The organism is Pedobacter immunditicola (genome assembly GCF_037482985.1).
GTDB lineage: Bacteria > Bacteroidota > Bacteroidia > Sphingobacteriales > Sphingobacteriaceae > Pedobacter > Pedobacter immunditicola.
In genome coordinates this window covers 93968-111344 of record NZ_JBBHKC010000005.1, presented here as the reverse complement: position 1 = coordinate 111344, position 17377 = coordinate 93968, and the positions used below count along the sequence as shown (strand labels likewise).

At 41.9% G+C, this 17377-nt stretch carries 13 protein-coding genes; 8 read left to right on the top strand and 5 right to left on the bottom strand.

Annotated features, from left to right (window positions below):
- Window positions 1-12: 12 nt before the first annotated feature.
- Window positions 13-3246 carry a SusC/RagA family TonB-linked outer membrane protein gene (locus WG905_RS10000; RefSeq protein WP_339591576.1) on the bottom strand — a complete coding sequence of 1078 codons (3234 nt, stop codon included), beginning with the start codon at window positions 3244-3246 and terminating at the stop codon, window positions 13-15.
- 449 nt (window positions 3247-3695) lie between these two features.
- Between WG905_RS10000 and WG905_RS09995 the strand changes: the two genes are divergently transcribed.
- The 5 genes from WG905_RS09995 (at window position 3696) to WG905_RS09975 (ending at window position 12178) form a co-directional block, all read left to right on the top strand.
- The gene (locus WG905_RS09995; protein WP_339591575.1) at window positions 3696-5603 is read left to right on the top strand and encodes a 7TM diverse intracellular signaling domain-containing protein; all 1908 of its coding nucleotides are present in this window, start codon (window positions 3696-3698) and stop codon (window positions 5601-5603) included.
- A 254-nt stretch (window positions 5604-5857) separates the two neighbouring features.
- Window positions 5858-8770: a SusC/RagA family TonB-linked outer membrane protein gene (locus tag WG905_RS09990; protein ID WP_339591574.1), complete on the top strand. Its 2913-nt coding sequence runs from the start codon at window positions 5858-5860 to the stop codon at window positions 8768-8770.
- 12 nt (window positions 8771-8782) lie between these two features.
- Window positions 8783-10198, top strand: a complete 1416-nt coding sequence (locus WG905_RS09985; RefSeq protein WP_339591573.1) for a RagB/SusD family nutrient uptake outer membrane protein — start codon at window positions 8783-8785, stop codon at window positions 10196-10198.
- Window positions 10199-10326: 128 nt separating this feature from the next.
- Window positions 10327-11763 (top strand): glycoside hydrolase family 30 protein, encoded by a 1437-nt coding sequence (locus WG905_RS09980; RefSeq protein WP_339591572.1) that lies wholly within the window; start codon window positions 10327-10329, stop codon window positions 11761-11763.
- 196 nt (window positions 11764-11959) lie between these two features.
- Window positions 11960-12178, top strand: a complete 219-nt coding sequence (locus tag WG905_RS09975; RefSeq protein ID WP_339591571.1) for a hypothetical protein — start codon at window positions 11960-11962, stop codon at window positions 12176-12178.
- A gap of 47 nt (window positions 12179-12225) precedes the next feature.
- Here the strand turns inward: WG905_RS09975 and WG905_RS09970 are convergent, their stop codons facing one another.
- Together WG905_RS09970 and WG905_RS09965 are read right to left on the bottom strand one after the other, a co-directional pair.
- Window positions 12226-12606: a PIN domain-containing protein gene (locus tag WG905_RS09970; RefSeq protein ID WP_339591570.1), complete on the bottom strand. Its 381-nt coding sequence runs from the start codon at window positions 12604-12606 to the stop codon at window positions 12226-12228.
- Window positions 12603-12812, bottom strand: a complete 210-nt coding sequence (locus WG905_RS09965; RefSeq protein WP_339591569.1) for a type II toxin-antitoxin system VapB family antitoxin — start codon at window positions 12810-12812, stop codon at window positions 12603-12605. Before WG905_RS09965 ends, WG905_RS09970 begins: the two co-directional genes overlap by 4 nt.
- Before the next feature lie 383 nt (window positions 12813-13195).
- Here WG905_RS09965 and WG905_RS09960 point away from each other — a divergent pair, with 383 nt between their 5' ends.
- Complete coding sequence (locus WG905_RS09960) at window positions 13196-13663, top strand: hypothetical protein (RefSeq protein ID WP_339591568.1); 468 nt, start codon at window positions 13196-13198, stop codon at window positions 13661-13663.
- A gap of 5 nt (window positions 13664-13668) precedes the next feature.
- Here WG905_RS09960 and WG905_RS09955 read toward each other — a convergent pair whose 3' ends face one another.
- Both WG905_RS09955 and panB read right to left on the bottom strand, forming a co-directional pair.
- Window positions 13669-14355 (bottom strand): RluA family pseudouridine synthase, encoded by a 687-nt coding sequence (locus tag WG905_RS09955; RefSeq protein ID WP_339591567.1) that lies wholly within the window; start codon window positions 14353-14355, stop codon window positions 13669-13671.
- Window positions 14355-15170 carry a 3-methyl-2-oxobutanoate hydroxymethyltransferase gene (panB, locus tag WG905_RS09950; RefSeq protein ID WP_339591566.1) on the bottom strand — a complete coding sequence of 272 codons (816 nt, stop codon included), beginning with the start codon at window positions 15168-15170 and terminating at the stop codon, window positions 14355-14357. The genes WG905_RS09955 and panB overlap by 1 nt, the downstream gene beginning before the upstream one ends.
- Window positions 15171-15393: 223 nt before the next feature.
- On the opposite strand from panB, the gene carA reads away from it, so the two are divergent.
- Both carA and WG905_RS09940 read left to right on the top strand, forming a co-directional pair.
- Window positions 15394-16506 (top strand): glutamine-hydrolyzing carbamoyl-phosphate synthase small subunit, encoded by a 1113-nt coding sequence (gene carA, locus WG905_RS09945; RefSeq protein WP_339591565.1) that lies wholly within the window; start codon window positions 15394-15396, stop codon window positions 16504-16506.
- A gap of 97 nt (window positions 16507-16603) precedes the next feature.
- Window positions 16604-17371, top strand: a complete 768-nt coding sequence (locus WG905_RS09940; protein ID WP_339591564.1) for an ABC transporter ATP-binding protein — start codon at window positions 16604-16606, stop codon at window positions 17369-17371.
- Window positions 17372-17377 lie beyond the last annotated feature (6 nt).

The window sequence follows — 17377 nt, the reverse complement described above, 5'->3', positions numbered from 1 at the left end:
ATTATTAATCAATTAAAAGCCTACACTTACACCCAACAGAAATTGACGTGGTGATGGATAAATACCACGGTCTACACCAGGCGCAGAAAACGTCGCGGATTCCTGGCTCACTTCCGGATCTAATCCATCGTATTTTGTAAGCGTGAAAAGGTTAGTTGTACTGGCATACACCCTCAATTTATTCACACCGTATTGGGTACCAAATAATTTCTGGGCTGGGATGCTATATCCGATCTGAAGGTTTTTCATACGGAAGAAACTACCATCCTGTACATAATAGCTCGAAGAAGCATATTCAAGATCTGAAACCCTGGCATTTGCCGAAGGGATCATACTTCCTGTATTGGTAGGACTCCAGGCATCTAACAGACGTGCACTTCTGCCACCGGCAAAAACGTTGAAATCTGTAAAATACCGGGTAGCATTATACAACTCATTACCCTGCACCCCATTGAAGAACATGGCGATATCAAAATTCTTATAATTTGCATTTAAGCTGAAAGAATAAAGAAAATCAGGATTTGGATTACCAATGATTGTCCGGTCTAATGGCGTGATTTGCCCATCGCCATTCACATCCCTGAATTTGAAACCTCCAACACGAGCCTTGTCATAGGAAGGACCAGCGGTTACTTCAGCCTGATTTTGGAAAATTCCGGCTACATCATAACCATAGAAAGATCCAAATGGCTCACCAACTTTCAGAATACTGGACTGCAGACTTCTGAAATCACCATAACCCTGCTGATCGATACCCGGAGCCAAAGCTACAATCTCGTTAACGTTTCTGCTGATGTTAACCACAAAGTCAAACTTAAACGGCCTGTCATCATTCCTACCATAGTGGTAGCCCAAACTCAACTCCACCCCTTTATTACTCATGTCACCCACGTTTCTATAGGGTGAAGTACCCATACCTGCTGCCGTAGCTGGCAAAGGAACCGGATAAAGCATATCAGAGGTTTTTTTATTGTACCAGTCGAAACTACCGTCAATAACTGAATTGAATAAAGTAAAGTCGACACCCACATTCACGGAGCTTAATGATTCCCATTTGATACCAGCATTGGAATAATTATTTTGCCATACCCCAGTAACTACGTTATTGTTTCCATCAAAGCTGTAAGCGGAACTGGTTAAAGAAGATTGAAAGCGGGATAAATAATTATAAGCAGGAATTCTCTGGTTACCAGTTTCACCATAACCCGCACGAATCTTCAGGTCAGTGATCCAGTCATGCTTGTCTTTAATGAAGTTTTCTTCGGACAGCCTCCATGCCACACTACCAGCAGGAAAATAACCATAAGTATTCTCCGGTCCGAAGTTTGAAGATCCGTCACGACGAAGAGTTACACTGGCAAGGTAACGGTCGTTGAAGGCATAATCCGCACGACCAAACAAAGAATACAATGCACCAACACTACCGGAACTGTTGTTACTGATACTGGCAGAACCTACACCCAGGTAATAGTAATCCAGGTCACCCAGGGTAAAGAAATTATTACGGCCGCCGTTCAACTGACGGTTTCTTGATTTAATAGCCTCCGTACCTGCTAATAAATTCAGGCGGTGTTTTTCTGAAATAACTGCGTTATAAGTTAAAGTATTGGTCCAGGTCCACTCTGTGGTATAGCCCTGATATTCATTCAAGCTATTAGAGTTATTTCCTTCAGAGAATTCAAGGTTTGGATAACGCATACTTACACCATTGTAGTTTTCATATCGGATACCAAAACTGGTTTTAGCAGTCAAGCCTTTAATCAGGTCCAGTTCCGCAAAAGCATTACCGAAGAAAAAGTTACTTTTATTCAAATTATCTTTCGCCCGGTAAAGTGTAGCGAGCGGGTTCTCAGAATTCCCCAATTGGCTACCACGACTGCCTGCAAAATTCCCATTGATGTCATAAACCGGAATAATTGTTGGAGCACGGTAAGCCCATCCAATAGCACTGCCTTCATCCTGGTATTCTCCGGAAGTGTTCGGATTTACCCCAAAACCAAAACCTTCAGAATAACTGTACTGTGCATTTTCACCAAAGCGAAGTCTTTTGTTCAATGCAGAAACGCTGGTATTTGCACGAACATTATAGCGTTTAAATCCGGTATATTGAATCGTGCCCTTCTGGTCTAAATATCCCGATGAGAAACTGTAGGTAGAGTTTTCACTGCCACCTGCCGCACTCAGCTGGTAATTTTGCGTAGGCGCACTTTCCGTCATCACATCAAACCAATCGGTACCTTCATGATTAGCTTTTGTGATTTGATAAAAAGTACCGGCATCGCGGCTATAATTATACTTGGATGGGTCAGCATCTGCAGGAGTAACCAATTGGCCGGAAGCATTACCCGCAACCAGGTATTCTGGAAGTATTGGTGAATCACCACTACCATAATTGTTTCCCGTTTGTGGTGCTTCGCCTGCATTACGGTAGCCCGCAAACAGGTATTCGGCATACTGCATAGGTGTCATCATTTTAGGAAAAGTATTTTTCCGCGGCGTCTGAACGCCATAATAAGAATCAAAGGTAATTTTAGGTGCACCCACGGTTCCTTTCCTGGTGGTGATGATTACAACCCCGTTATTGGCCCTGGCACCATAAATAGAAGCCGATGACGCATCTTTCAGCACCTGCATACTTTCAATGTCATTCTGGTTCAGCCAGCTTAACTTGCCTTCGTAAGGCACCCCATCCACAACATAAAGCGGGTCATTGTTATTAATGGTGGTCACACCCCTCACCCTGATTTGTGGGGTTGAGCCCGGCGCACCATCATTGATGATCTGGACACCTGGCGCTTTACCTTGTAAGGCTTCCACAGCACTCGCCGCAGGTTGTGCCTTCAATTGAGCAACATCTACAACAGTTACTGCACCTGTTAAATCTTTTTTCCGCTGACTGGTATAACCGGTTACAACAATTTCACTAAGCGTGTTATCCTCCGGCTTTAGCACAATTTTAACAGAAGTTTCAGTACCTAAGGTTACCTCCTGTGTGCGGTAACCCAGAAAAGATACAATCAGCACATCGGTTCGCTTTGCATTGATCGCAAAAGAGCCCGTTGCATCAGTCATTGTTCCTTGGGAGGTGCCCCTGATCTTAATGGAAGCACCAATGATTGGTAATTGATCATCGCTTCCGGTAACTTTACCGGTGATGGTGACTTGGGCACTGGCTCCTAAAGACAGGAGCAGACAGGCCAGCAAAAGGAAAATCTTCCTTTTGAGGTTAAGTAATTTTTTGAACATAAGATATTTGGTTAGATTGGTTAATGGATTAGGAATTTGTATTACATAATGGTTTTAATTTGGTTAGAAAATTGGAGGAATACTTGTACTTCGTTTACCTAATCTAGACATAACAAAATTCTTACACAAGTATTTTACTTAATTTTAAGGTGACAATTTTCTTAAAACTTATTTCTCTCTATTCTTTATGGTAAAACCTTTTAAACAAGCACGTGACCTGCTTTTACTGGAGTGTGCTCTTTACACTATCTGTGACGCATATGTAATGCAGTTTTTACAGTTTATACCTTGTCTGTAGGCAGGTGGAATTAACAACTTATTCGTTCCAGAAAACAAATTAACTGCTATGGTCTTACAAAATTTGAAGCAACACCCATTTAATTAAAAGCAAATCAAGGTCATGGAAAAGCAGTTTAAGGTCGACAGAAAAATATTACCTTCGTTTCCTCATGGTCAGGAACTTTTTAGCCCATCAGCTTTTCCATCTTTCCTTGTGTTTCATCCTGCTGCTTTTTGCTACAAAAAGCACAGCACAAGAGCCTGTGGTGTTACAGGACAGTGTCGACCAGCATATCTTCATCTTTAACCAAATTGAAGTATTGCAGGATATTAAAGGGGAATACAGCTTCGCCGAAGTCAGTAGTAAAGCTTTTAACCAAAAATTCCAGGCCAGTAAAAAGAGTACGCCACAAACCTCCTCGCTCAACGCCACTTACTGGTTCAGAATCAGCATTAAGCATAGCAGTAACGCAAAGAAACACTTCCTGCTGGAATTCTTCGATCAAACCATTGATGAGGTTACTGCTTATATCCCAGAAGAAAATGGGGGCTATAAAACAGAGGAGTTTGGGGACCGCTACCCCTTCAGTCAACGGAAGCTGCGTCATAAAAACTTCGAGCTCTCGGTAGAAAACCGGAATAATCAGGTACAAACTTATTACTTCAGGATCAAATCATCGCAGATTGCAGACGTCATTATTGTGCTCCGTTCCATGGACAGGTTTATCTCCTATGCCCTGGATGAGTATTTCTTTTTCGGAATATTCTATGGGATGATCCTGGTATTTAGTTTCTACAACCTGATCATGTTCATCTCCATGCGTCAGATCCAATACCTGTATTATATATTGTATAATTTAAGTGTAGGCTTATTTGAGATGAGCAGCGATGGCATTGCTTACCAATATTTATGGCCGGACAATCCTGCTTGGAACCAGATAGCCTATGCCTTCGCGCTTTGTGCCACCAGTGTTTTTGCCCTGCTGTTTACCCGTTCGTTGTTGTTTGTAGAAGCGAAAGCACCGCAGCTTAACAAATTGATCTTAACAATCATCCTTTTAAGAATTCTTTTCTTTTGCTACTGCCTGCTGTTCGACCACAGCCTGTTTAGCTATAAATTTATTGAATCTGTCCCTTTATCAGTGGCTTTTTTTACGGGCATCTATATCTATAAGAGAGGATATTTGCCTGCCCGGTTCTTTGTATTGGGCTATAGCTTTCTGTTTGTAGGTTTTACGCTGAAATTCTTAATCATGCTCGGCTACGGCTGGTTAAACTTCGGTGTGGTCAGCTATTACAGTTTAAGCTTCTGTTTTGTAATGGAAATGGTGTTTCTTTCTTTTGCGATAGGCGATAAAGTGAGCATCTTAAAGCTTAAAAAAGATAAAGTACAGCGGCAGATGATCAGTCAGCTGGCCCTTAATGCCAAGCTTAAGGACACCCTAAACGAAGAGCTGGAAAAACAAGTGGAAGCCCGCACCAAAGAAGTATTCCATAAATCGGTGATCATTGAAGCCAAAAACAGTGAACTGCTCCAGGCCAATGACCTACTGAAACAACAAGCAGCCGAAATTTCCAGGATGAATATGCTGCTGGAACAAGACAACCAGGAGCTTCAAACCAATGTGGAAAAAGTTACCCGCGACAGGGTCATGTCTGCAGATGTGGATTTTGAAGAATTCAGCAAAATATATCCCGACAAAGAAAGTTGTAACCTGTTTCTTTCCCAATTGAAATGGAAAGACGGATACAGTTGCCGCAAGTGCAAGAACACTCAATTCTATGCCGGTCACATTCCTTACAGCAAACGCTGCAGTAAATGCAGCTATGAAGAATCTGTTACTACTTACACCATTTTCCACAACACGAGGATCCCGATCAACAAAGCCTTTTATATGGTATTTCTGATCTATTCCACCAAAGGGAAGATTTCTTCACATAAATTAGCAGCGCTGTTGAACCTGCGTCAAAGCACCTGCTGGACTTACGGCTCCCGCATCAAATTAGTAATGGAAGAACGGAAAGCCAAGCTTAAAAAATCGAATAAACACGGCTGGTCAGCACTTGTGCTCGATTAAACACTTGTTTTTAGTCACAAATTTTCAAGGGTACGGAACCGTATCAAAACGCCTTTTATCGCCGCTTTAAATCATCCATTACCCACTGTTTATCAGCCTGTAAGCCTGTTTTATACTTAGGGTACTAAAGCGTATCGAATTTCTTACAACACGTTAACTATCAGTTATTTAGGCTAAAAATATTAGGGCAATAATTTGCAAATGAAGGAGAAGTTGTCTTAACTTTATCATTCAATTAAATTAAACAACCAAATATGATGAGAAAAAAGTTTACTCTTTTTATCGTTTGTCTCCTATGTAGCTTTTCAATAGCCATTGCACAGGACGTCACTGTGAAAGGTGAGGTTAAAGACGAACAAGGCCTCCCTTTGCCAGGTGTATCTGTAAAGGTAAAAGGCACTAGCCAGGGCACCATGACAAATGCAAATGGGGTATATGCTTTAACCACTCCTGCCGATGCGACCCTTACTTTTTCTTTCATCGGCTACAAAACCATAGAGGAAGTAATTAAAGGCAGAACTGCAATTAATGTGACGCTTACTGAAGATAACAACCAGCTTAATGAAGTGGTGGTGGTAGGTTATGGTACGCAAACTAAAAAAGACCTGACTACTGCAGTAGTTTCCATATCAGCAAAAGATTTGGAGAACCAGCCGGTAACCAATCCGATGCAGGCCATACAAGGTAAAGCTGCCGGTGTGCAGGTCAATTCACAATCCGGTAAACCAGGATCAGGTGTTTCCATCACCATCCGTGGTAATACCTCTATTAATGCATCTAACAGTCCTTTATATGTGATTGATGGCGTAACCTCAAGAGATGCGAGTTTCATCAACCCTGCCGACATCGAGAGCATGACCATCTTGAAAGATGCATCAGGTGCAGCCATCTATGGATCAAGCGGTGCCAATGGTGTTGTTTTAATTACCACTAAAAAGGGTAACCAGAAACTAAGTGTTGGCTTTAACGCTTTCACAGGTTTCTCTAAACTGTGGCAAGATCAGGATGTTTTAAACAGAGAACAATATGTAGCTTTAATGGGCGACATGGGCTATGATGTGTCCGGCCTTGGTAACCAAAATACTGACTGGCAGGATTTAACCTTCGGCACAGGTATTCAAAACAACTACCAGCTTTCTTTATCGGGTGGAATTAAGGGCGGACAATATTCGCTTTCCAGCGGCTACCAGCAAGATAAAGGTGTGGTTGACCCTGCTCAATTGGATAAATATACTTTCCACTTTAATGGATCGCAACCTATTACCAAATGGCTAACCTTCATCGGTTCGGCAGCTTTAACACACAATAAATCAAGAGATGTAAGCGACAATGCCAACGTTGCCAGGGGAGGAACGATTTTATCTGCCTTAACGACGCCACCAACCATTGGCATTTATGCTGCAGATGGAACTTATGCTTTTAACCCTTACAAAGGCGGTTCAGAAAATCCGGTTGCCAATGCTTTCGCTGCCAGAAACAACAGCAGGGTAACCCGTCTGCTAGCCTCTTTTGCCGCTGAAATAAAAATCACCAAAGACCTGTCTTTCAAATCGAGTATCAGTGCCAATAACAGGGATGTTAAATACAGCTATTTTCTTGACCCCTACTCCACTACGTTCGGCAGAACACAACGTGGCCAATTCAACCTCAATGACACCGAAGATCATGTATGGTTAAATGAAAACATACTGAGCTATGTAAAAAACGTGGATAAACATGCCATCACTGCTACTGCAGGTATGACATTACAGGAGTCTAACTACCTGTTTACACCCTATACAGAGACAGATTTCCTCGGCCCGGATAATGAATTGTTACCATCAGGCGAATCGATCATGCCCTTACTTCCAGAAGGTTCACAATGGTCAAAACGTTCCTATTTAGCGCGTTTTACTTATGCTTATGACGGCAAATATTTATTTAGCTCTAACTTCCGTGCCGATGGTTCATCCCGTTTCGGCCCTGATAACCGTTACGGCTATTTCCCCTCTGCTTCTGTTGGATGGCGTATTTCCGGAGAAAACTTTCTTAAAGACAGCGAATCTATTGACGACTTAAAGTTAAGGGCCAGCTGGGGTAAAGTAGGTAACGATGAAAACATTGGTGATTATAGTTATTTGGAACTTTATCAGCCAACTCCTGAAGGCGCCTATAACCTGAGCCAATTGCGCAACGACAGGCTGAAATGGGAAACGACGACGCAAACCAATCTTGGTTTAGATTTAACCATGTTCAACAGCAGGTTAACTTTCACAGCGGATGCTTACCTGAAAAAAACAGAGGGTTTACTGATCTATCAGCCATTACCCAACAGTGTTGGTTTTGACCGGATTGTAAGTAACGTTGGTAAAATGGAAAACAAAGGCTTTGAATTTGTGCTTTCTACAAGAAATGTGGTCGGCGATAAATTCAACTGGTCCTCTGACATCAACTTCTCCCTGAACAAAAACAAAGTGACAGACCTTGGCGAAAGGGTGAGCTCGATTAACTTTGCGGGAATTTACGAACGCGATGCGGCGATCAGGGTTGTTCCAGGTCGTCCATTGGGTAGCTTTTATGGCTATGTGTCTGAGGGCGTTAATACGCAAACCGGCGATATCGATTATGCTGATTTAAACGGCGACAACCAAATCAATTCAGACGACCGTACCTTTATTGGTCATGCGCAGCCTGATTTTTCTTATGGTTTTAACAACACGTTTAACTATGGCAATTTCGGTTTAACCTTCTTATTCCAGGGTGTACAGGGCAATGATTTGTTCAATGCTTCAAGAATGGAATTAGAAGGCATGAATGATTCAAAGAACCAATTGGCAAAAGTATTGGACAGGTGGACTACCCCAGGTCAGGTCACTTCCATCCCCAGAGCTGCAAGAGATAATACCAACAATACTTTAACCTCCAGCAGGTTTATTGAAGATGGTTCGTATTTACGCTTAAAAACAGCAACGTTATCTTACAATTTCGGACAAACAACTTTAGGGAAGTTCAAAATGAACCGATTAATGATCTATGCGTCAGGATACAACTTGTTAACCTTTACAGATTATACTGGCCTGGATCCTGAAGTAAATCAATATGAAGCTAACGGACCATCCATGGGTGTAGATTTTGGAACCTATCCGCAGTCAAGAACATTTTTATTCGGTGTTAACGTAAGCTTTTAAATATAAAAGAAGATGAAATTTAAAATATATTCAATCGTAGCAGCAGGCGCCATCATCATGGCGTTTGGAAGCTGCAAAAAAGATTTCCTTGATAAAGACCCCGTTACACAAGTAGGTCCCGAAGCTGCCTTTGCCGATGCCGCAGCCGCTGAGAAACTTATTCTTGGTGCTTATTCAGGGATGTACAATGATTACCATATTTGGGACTACATGACCAATGGCGATGTAACTTCAGACAATGCCTATGCTGGTGGCGATAATGCTGCCAACATCGCGATCGATAAGTTTACGCCGATCTCGACCAATGGTAATGTCACCCGTGACTGGAATGGTTTATACAGCAACGTTAAAGATGCGAATATTGTATTAAACAATGTTCCCAATATTGAAGATGCAAAGCTGGATGCTAACGACAGAAGGAATCAAATACTTGGTGAGGCCAGCATCCTTAGGGCATACATGTATTTTAACCTGGTACGTTTATGGGGTTCAGTACCCTTGGTATTGGCATTGCCGACCACTGATGCCGAGTTTTATCCTCCCAAAGCCAGTGTAGATGAAATTTACGCACAAATCATCAAGGACCTGGAATTTGGTGCTGCAAATGCTCCAGCTACCGGTCCTCATAAAGGTATTGCTACCAAAGGTGTAGCGAATGCTTTATTAGCTAAAGTGTATGCGACCAAACCATCGCCAGACTGGGCCAAAGTACAACAATACAGTGATGCCGTAATTGCCGGCGGTTATTCACTGATCAGCAATTATGATCACTTATGGGATGGTCAACATGAAAACAACAGCGAATCTATCTGGGAACTGCAGTTTGATGGCTGGGGTGGTGTTCATGGTAACTGGATGCCAAGTGTGATTGTAGGTACTGGCTGGAAGAGATTCAATACGCCAACTAATGACCTTGTTGCTGCGTTTGACGCAGAAAAAGATGTCGTAAGAAAAAACTCCAGCATCAGCTTTAAAAATGTAACTTCTGAAGGATGGACTGATGATTACTGGTCAAAATCCAATTATCCTTACATCAATAAATACAGGATTGACGATAAAGCAAACAACTATATCATCAGGCTGTCGGATATTATTTTGTTAAAAGCAGAAGCTATAAACGAATTGAGTGCAGGTGGATGGGCACAAGCCAAAACATTGGTAGACCAGGTGCGGACACGAGCAAAACTTACCGGTACAACGGCTGCAGATCAGGCTTCCATGCGTTTAGCCATAGAAAATGAACGCCGCCTTGAGCTTGCTTTTGAAGGTCACCGCTGGTTTGACCTTGTGCGTACAAACCGGGCTATCCCTGTGATGAATGCACAAAAAGATGGCAATGGCAACCCATTAAACTACAATGTTTCTGAAGCTAAAATGTTCTTCCCTATTCCTCAGGATGAACTGGACAGAAACCCCAATGTAAAATAAAAGCACACACACACCAAATGAACATAAGAACACCCTTAACGCTGCTGCATTTTGTAGCAGCGTTTTTAATGCAACAGCACAAAGGTGTTCAGTTTACAAAATAATAGCTGATCAAAACAACATCAATTATGCTTAATAAAAACATGCTGAAACCCAAAAACATCATCGCCTTGTCTGCTGTCCTCCTATTCAGCGCATGTGCTTCAAAAAAAACACCGCAAGCAGATATAGCGGCTACCAGTGACATTGGTTTTTGGTTAACCACAGGAGATAAATCTGCCTTACTGACGAAGCAGGACTCGGTTTTAAATTTTGTTGATGCTACCGGTCAAACAAACCCCGTTATTGAAATCAATGAGAAAGAAACCTTCCAGACCATTGATGGTTTCGGTTATACCTTAACAGGTGGAAGTGCCACCTTAATTAATGGCTTGCCAGAAGCCGAAAAAGATGCCTTGATTAAGGAGCTTTATTCGCCAGAAGGAAATGGTATTGGCAGCAACTATTTAAGGATTAGTATCGGGGCTTCTGATTTAAGTGCAAATACCTTTACGTACAACGAACTTCCGGATGGGGAAGCTGATGTAAACCAGGATAAATTTTCTATAGCCATAGAAATGGCGGACCTGATTCCGGTTCTAAGGAAGATCGTGCAGCTAAACCCTTCCATTAAAATCTTAGGTTCTCCCTGGACTGCACCAACCTGGATGAAGGACAACAAAAGCTTTAAAGGCGGTAGTTTAAAACCTGAATATTACCAGAGTTACGCTCGTTATTTTGTAAAATACATCAGGGCCATGCAAGCCCAGAATATCACGATTGATGCGATTACCATACAAAATGAGCCCCTGCATCCTGGAAATGTACCAAGTATGTACATGGAAGCAGCAGATCAGGCTAAGTTCATCAAAACAGCATTGGGCCCACTTTTCCAGTCGGAAGGCATCAAGACAAAAATCATTACCTACGACCATAATGCCGATAAGCCGGAGTATCCTATTTCTATTTTAGATGATCCTGAGGCTAAAAAATATGTTGATGGTTCTGCCTTCCACTTGTATGGCGGCACGATCGATGCCTTATCGAAAGTTCATGAGGCACACCCAGACAAGCATATCTATTTCACGGAACAGTGGGTTGGTGGGCCAGGAAACTTCGCTGAAGACTTAAAATGGCATGTTTCTACCCTTATTATTGGTGCCACGCGTAACTGGAGCAGGAATGTACTGGAGTGGAATGTTGCTGCTGATCCAGCATACGGTCCGCACACTGATGGTGGCTGCGTAACCTGTTTAGGTGCGATCACCATTGCCCCGGCAGTGACCAGAAATGTGGCTTATTATGTGATTGGACACGCATCGAAGTTTGTTCCTTCAAATTCAGTGCGGATCGCTTCAAATAATTTAAGCAACTTACCTAACGTGGCTTTTAAAACGCCGGATGGTAAGAAAGTACTAATTGTGACCAATACCGGTACCACTGCCCAGAATTTTAACATTAAAGATGATGGCAAGGTTGCAGCCACAAACTTACCCGCCGGAGCGGTTGGTACTTTTGTCTGGTAACCGGAACAAGCAAATAAAAATAGTTAAAAAGGAGGACGTTTCATCAGCGTCCTCCTTTTTTTAATCAGTAATATTGGTAGTAAAAAGCAGTGATTTGTATACCAATTACTAATAAAGATTATAGAACTTTGTAACCTGGCCGTTTTAGCTAAAACGCCTGAAATTGATTAGAGAAATCAAAAAAACGAAGAAAAGGATGAAGAAATTGCTGTACCTCACAATTGCATTGTTTGCCGCTTTGTCTACCAAAGTAATGCACAGGAAGCAGGCTATCCTTTTGAACAGGATCACCCTGTTAGCGGTTGTTGAAGACAATGAGGTGACCAATCCATTCACGGTGACAGAAGTTTATCAAAAGGAGAATAACAGCTGGAAATTAGCGTCGATGTCGTTCACCCGACTAATGACCCGATAATTGCTTCCTCGCGAAATTCTGATTCTTTTTTCTATTCAAATTGAATCTCAAGTGACAAAGAGAAACTCATCGCTTAAGTAATTTTTAATCTTTTTATCCAATGTCCAAAGTTTAGCATTTGACTTTAAGGTTGCAGTTATTATACAAGCATCGATGAGCCCAATACCCTTATTCACTAGCTTTTCTTGCCTTGAAAATTCGCCCGCTAAAATATATAAATTGTCAATCTCAACCTTAACAATCAGTTCGTAATACGCTTTGACAATGTCTGCTTCACTATTATTTAGAGTTCCCTGAAGCAATTCCGCAAAGATAATTTCGATAGTACTCACCTCACCTTTTTCTAATAACTGTTGGCATGTATCAAAATACTCAGCTGTTCCTCTAAAATATTCGATCCATATGGACGTATCTAAAATGATAATCATCGTTTTCTGTTGATACTTCTTAAATCTTCAGCGGAACAATTAAACACCAACGGATTATTCTTTACTTGCTGACTCAATTCTTTGAGCTTTTGAGAATTTATATATGCTTTTAAAGCAATCTTTAATGCATCAGTTATCGTAGCAGACTTTGAATACCTGATTGCTTCCTGAATAAGTTTATCATCGATAATGGCCGTTACTTTCATGACATTTTTAGTTATACGATTAAATTTACGATTAATTAGCGTATGGAAGCAAACATTTGATTAACCAATTCTATTGATGTTGTAACCCACCATTGCACTGTAAACTTCTATTAGAAATTAATTTTATCACTAATCAGTAATTCTCTTTTTTGCTGTAAACTCATACCAGTATAGAACACACGCATTATCAAGCCTAATTTTAACCGGGGGGTTAACGGAGGGTTTCCAAAGCGTTGGCAGGGCCTTGGCAGGGCAATTAGCCCTACCAAGGCCCTGCCAACCCCCTACCAAGGCCCTAAAAACGCCCTTGCAACCATTAAATTTCGATAAGCAAGACCCAACTTTTCGCAACGACGTTTGTTATTACCTGAAAACCCAGCTTTATGAAATTACCCCTAATGATATGCCTCGCTACGGCTGCACTTTTCTCCGCCTGCCAGAATAACTCAAAAACACCAGCGACTGATGAAGTAACGGCAGAAAGCGTCAATGAAGCCGAGCCAGAGAAGGAATGTTACCGCTATGTAAGCAACCGGGATACGATTTCCATGTCGCTGGAGCAAACCAATCAAGTGGTTACCGGAGAGCTTGCTTATAATTTTTTTGAAAAAGACAAGAGCCGGGGCAAGGTCAGTGGAATTAAAAATGGAGACACGCTCCTGCTGATTTATAACTTTGAGGCCGAAGGAACGACATCGGAAAGGGAGGTGGCATTTTTAAAAAGAGGCAACAAGCTCATACAGGGATTTGGAGCCGAGGTGGAAAAAGACGGCTCCATGATTTTTAAGGACAAAAAGCAACTAAGGTATGATGAAGATGGTGTTGCTTTAACAAAAACAGATTGCGACTAAAGGATTTAGAACCCTTCGAAGCGCTCCCAAAAACCATCTACAGGTAATTTAGCGAAAATAGATACCGGTTCTTTTTTTACCGGATGAGTAAACTGCAATTTACGGGCATGGAGGCAGATGCTTCCTTTGCGACTTCCGCGTGGGTAACCATATTTATTATCGCCAACAATGGGGCAGCCCATGCTGGCCAACTGCACCCTGATCTGGTGTGACCTCCCTGTTAAGGGATCTACCTCCAGCAGGAAAAAACCACCCAGCTCTCCGATGAGCTTATAGCTTAATTCAGCACGCTGGCTACCTTCAACTTCCCTGTTATGGGCAGTAACCACGTTCTTTTGTGTGTTTTTTACCAGCCAGTGCACCAGTGTACCGGCCGCAACTGCCGGCTTATTGCGTACTACAGCCCAATAAGTTTTTTTAACCTCCCGGTTTTTAAACACGTCATTCATCCTGGCAAGGGCCTTGCTGGTCCGTGCAAATAAAATAACACCGCTCACCGGGCGGTCTAAACGATGCATCACACCCAGAAAAACATCACTGGGCTTGTGATACTTAATGGCAATATACTTTTTTACCTTTTCATCCAATGACTCATCCCCGGTTTCGTCCACCTGCACAATATCGCCCGCACGTTTATTAACCGCTATTAAATGATTATCTTCAAAAAGGATATCTTTCTCCGTTATGGGCATTAGTATTGTTCCTTTTCATTGGGAAAATCTTTCCCTTTAACATCCTTGATATAAGATTCTGCAGCACCTTTAACACCTTCATAAAGATCAAGATACTGGCGCAGGAAACGTGGTTTAAAGCCCTTGGTTAAGCCAATCATATCGTTAACCACCAATACTTGTCCGTCACAATGCATGCCTGCACCGATGCCGATCGTAGGTATATGTAAGCTTTCAGTTACTTCCTTAGCTAGTTTGGCAGGGATCTTTTCCAGAACAATGGAGAAACAACCTGCATCCTGTAATACCAGCACATCTTTTTTAAGTTTATTTGCTTCCATTTCACTTTTAGCCCTTACGGTATATGTGCCGAACTTGTATATAGACTGTGGTGTTAGACCTAAATGACCCATTACTGGAATACCAGCGGTGATGATGCGCTGTACAGATTCTATAATTTCTTCCCCACCTTCCAGCTTTACGCCATGGGCACCGGATTCTTTCATAATTCTGATGGCAGAATTCAGGGCCTCTTTAGAATTTCCCTGGTAAGAACCAAACGGAAGGTCTACCACAACAAAAGCACGACCCGCACCTCTAACGACACTCTGTGCATGATAAATCATTTGATCAAGCGTAATCGGTAAAGTAGTTTCATGACCCGCCATCACATTCGAGGCCGAATCACCAACCAACAAAACATCCATACCCGCATCGCCAAGAACGGTCGCCATGGAATAATCATAGGCTGTTAACATGGCAATTTTTTCGCCACGATCTTTCATTTCCTGTAAGGTATGGGTGGTAATACGCTTTACTTCTTTGTTTACAGACATTGTATCGAGTTTAGGCTAACAAAATTAAGTTTTACATTTGAATTCTGCGCTTGTAAACGAGTATTAAAAAAAATATTGATATTACTTATCAAACTTGTATCTTTGTATCCCGAAATGAACGGGTTACCTAACAACACATTTGTTAATAGTATAAGCAGCAGCAATGCCACTATTCCCCTTTATTTTTTCTCTTATTTCAATCTAATTTCTGATTATAATTATCATGACTAACTACATCAAGTTACCTGCGATCTTGTTATTGGCTGATGGGACCGTATATTACGGCAAGGCTGCTGGAAAAATCGGTACAACTACCGGAGAAATATGTTTCAATACAGGAATGACGGGTTACCAGGAGGTCTTTACGGACCCTTCTTATTTCGGACAAATCATGGTGACCACCAATGCTCACATCGGAAATTATGGTATACATAAAGAGGAAGGTGAGTCTGAAAGCATCAAAATTGCTGGTCTGGTTTGTAAAAACTACAACATCGGCTATAGCCGTAAAGAAGCATCAGGATCTATCCAGGACTACTTCCAAGACGAAAACATTGTCGGCATTTCTGATATTGACACCCGTTCGCTGGTTCGTCACATCAGAAACAAAGGTGCCATGAATGCCATCATTTCTTCCGAAATATTAGATCTGGAAGAATTGAAAAGCAAGCTTGCCGCTGTTCCTTCTATGGACGGACTAGAATTGTCATCACAGGTTTCTACTGATAAGGCCTACTTTTACGGATCTCCAGATGCGACTTATAAAATCGCTGCACTGGATCTTGGTATCAAAAAGAACATCCTGCGTAACTTCGACGAGAGAGATATTTACGTACAGGTATTCCCTGCTAAAACAACTTTCGAGGAGATGGAAAAATGGGGTGCTGATGGTTATTTTATCTCCAACGGCCCCGGTGATCCTGCAGCAATGCCTTATGCCATTGAAACGGTAAAAGACATTCTGGCTGCTGATAAACCGATGTTCGGCATCTGTCTTGGTCACCAGTTACTGGCACAAGCCAACGGTATTGGTACCATGAAAATGTTTAACGGCCACCGTGGCTTAAATCACCCAGTTAAAAACATCATTAAAAATCAATGCGAGGTAACTTCGCAAAACCATGGTTTTGGTGTGGTGCCAGACGAGGTTAGAAATTCTGATAAGGTAGAAATTACACACCTTAATTTAAATGACCAGTCGATTGAAGGCATCCGTGTGAAGGGTAAAAAAGCATTCTCGGTACAATACCACCCTGAATCATCACCTGGTCCGCATGATTCACGTTACCTTTTTGATGACTTTATTGACATGATCAAGAACGAACTGGCCTGGTAAGCTAACGCTGGATTAACTTCAGCACATATAAACGATATTTTACGGGTTTTAGGGAAAAGAGCCATTTCTTTTCCTTAAAACCTTTTATTTTTACAATATGGATATGAGGAAGGCCATTATTAGTGTTAAAGACCTGGTAAAAAAATATGATGACTTTACTGCGGTACAAGGCATTAGTTTTGACGTCTATGAAAACGAGATCTTTGGATTGCTGGGGCCAAATGGCGCAGGTAAAACCACTACGCTTGAAATTATAGAAACCCTTAGGACAAAAACTTCAGGAGAGATCTTTGTTGATGGCTTTTCCGTGGATAAGGATGCTTACCAGATTAAACAAATTATAGGGGTGCAGCTGCAGGCAGCAGGTTATTATCCTAACCTGAACCTGGTTGAACTGCTGGAACTTTTCTCCGGTTTATATGGCGTTGACATCAAGCCCATGGAGATGTTGGAAATGGTAAACCTGCAGGATAAGGCAAAAGCAAAATACAAAGCTTTATCTGGCGGACAGAAACAGCGTTTCTCCATTGCAACGACCTTAATTAATAATCCTAAAATTATATTTCTTGATGAGCCTACCACGGGTCTCGACCCACAGGCACGCCGTAATTTGTGGGATTTGATTATAGACATCCGCAATAATGGCACCACGGTGGTGATTACCACGCATTATATGGATGAGGCCGAACAGCTTTGCGACCGTGTGGCCTTTGTGGAACATGGGAATATCATTGCACTGGATACACCAGATAACTTGATAGATAATTTGGTAAACAGTGGCTTTGAACGCAAAAAAGAAGTTAAAAAAGCCAATCTGGAAGATGTTTTTATTAACCTGACGGGCCAGGAATGGCGCGAGGGATAAACCGAA

Excerpts from the sequence above, each read along its gene's own strand:
- WG905_RS09975 (WP_339591571.1), top strand. The coding sequence starts at position 11,960 with ATGAAGAAATTGCTGTACCTCACAATTGCATTGTTTGCCGCTTTGTCT.
- WG905_RS09955 (WP_339591567.1), bottom strand. The coding sequence starts at position 14,355 with ATGCCCATAACGGAGAAAGATATCCTTTTTGAAGATAATCATTTAATA.
- WG905_RS09960 (WP_339591568.1), top strand. The coding sequence starts at position 13,196 with ATGAAATTACCCCTAATGATATGCCTCGCTACGGCTGCACTTTTCTCC.
- WG905_RS09995 (WP_339591575.1), top strand. The coding sequence starts at position 3,696 with ATGGTCAGGAACTTTTTAGCCCATCAGCTTTTCCATCTTTCCTTGTGT.
- WG905_RS09985 (WP_339591573.1), top strand. The coding sequence starts at position 8,783 with ATGAAATTTAAAATATATTCAATCGTAGCAGCAGGCGCCATCATCATG.
- WG905_RS09970 (WP_339591570.1), bottom strand. The coding sequence starts at position 12,606 with ATGATTATCATTTTAGATACGTCCATATGGATCGAATATTTTAGAGGA.
- WG905_RS09965 (WP_339591569.1), bottom strand. The coding sequence starts at position 12,812 with ATGAAAGTAACGGCCATTATCGATGATAAACTTATTCAGGAAGCAATC.
- WG905_RS09940 (WP_339591564.1), top strand. The coding sequence starts at position 16,604 with ATGGATATGAGGAAGGCCATTATTAGTGTTAAAGACCTGGTAAAAAAA.
- carA (WP_339591565.1), top strand. The coding sequence starts at position 15,394 with ATGACTAACTACATCAAGTTACCTGCGATCTTGTTATTGGCTGATGGG.
- WG905_RS09980 (WP_339591572.1), top strand. The coding sequence starts at position 10,327 with ATGCTTAATAAAAACATGCTGAAACCCAAAAACATCATCGCCTTGTCT.
- WG905_RS10000 (WP_339591576.1), bottom strand. The coding sequence starts at position 3,246 with ATGTTCAAAAAATTACTTAACCTCAAAAGGAAGATTTTCCTTTTGCTG.
- WG905_RS09990 (WP_339591574.1), top strand. The coding sequence starts at position 5,858 with ATGATGAGAAAAAAGTTTACTCTTTTTATCGTTTGTCTCCTATGTAGC.
- panB (WP_339591566.1), bottom strand. The coding sequence starts at position 15,170 with ATGTCTGTAAACAAAGAAGTAAAGCGTATTACCACCCATACCTTACAG.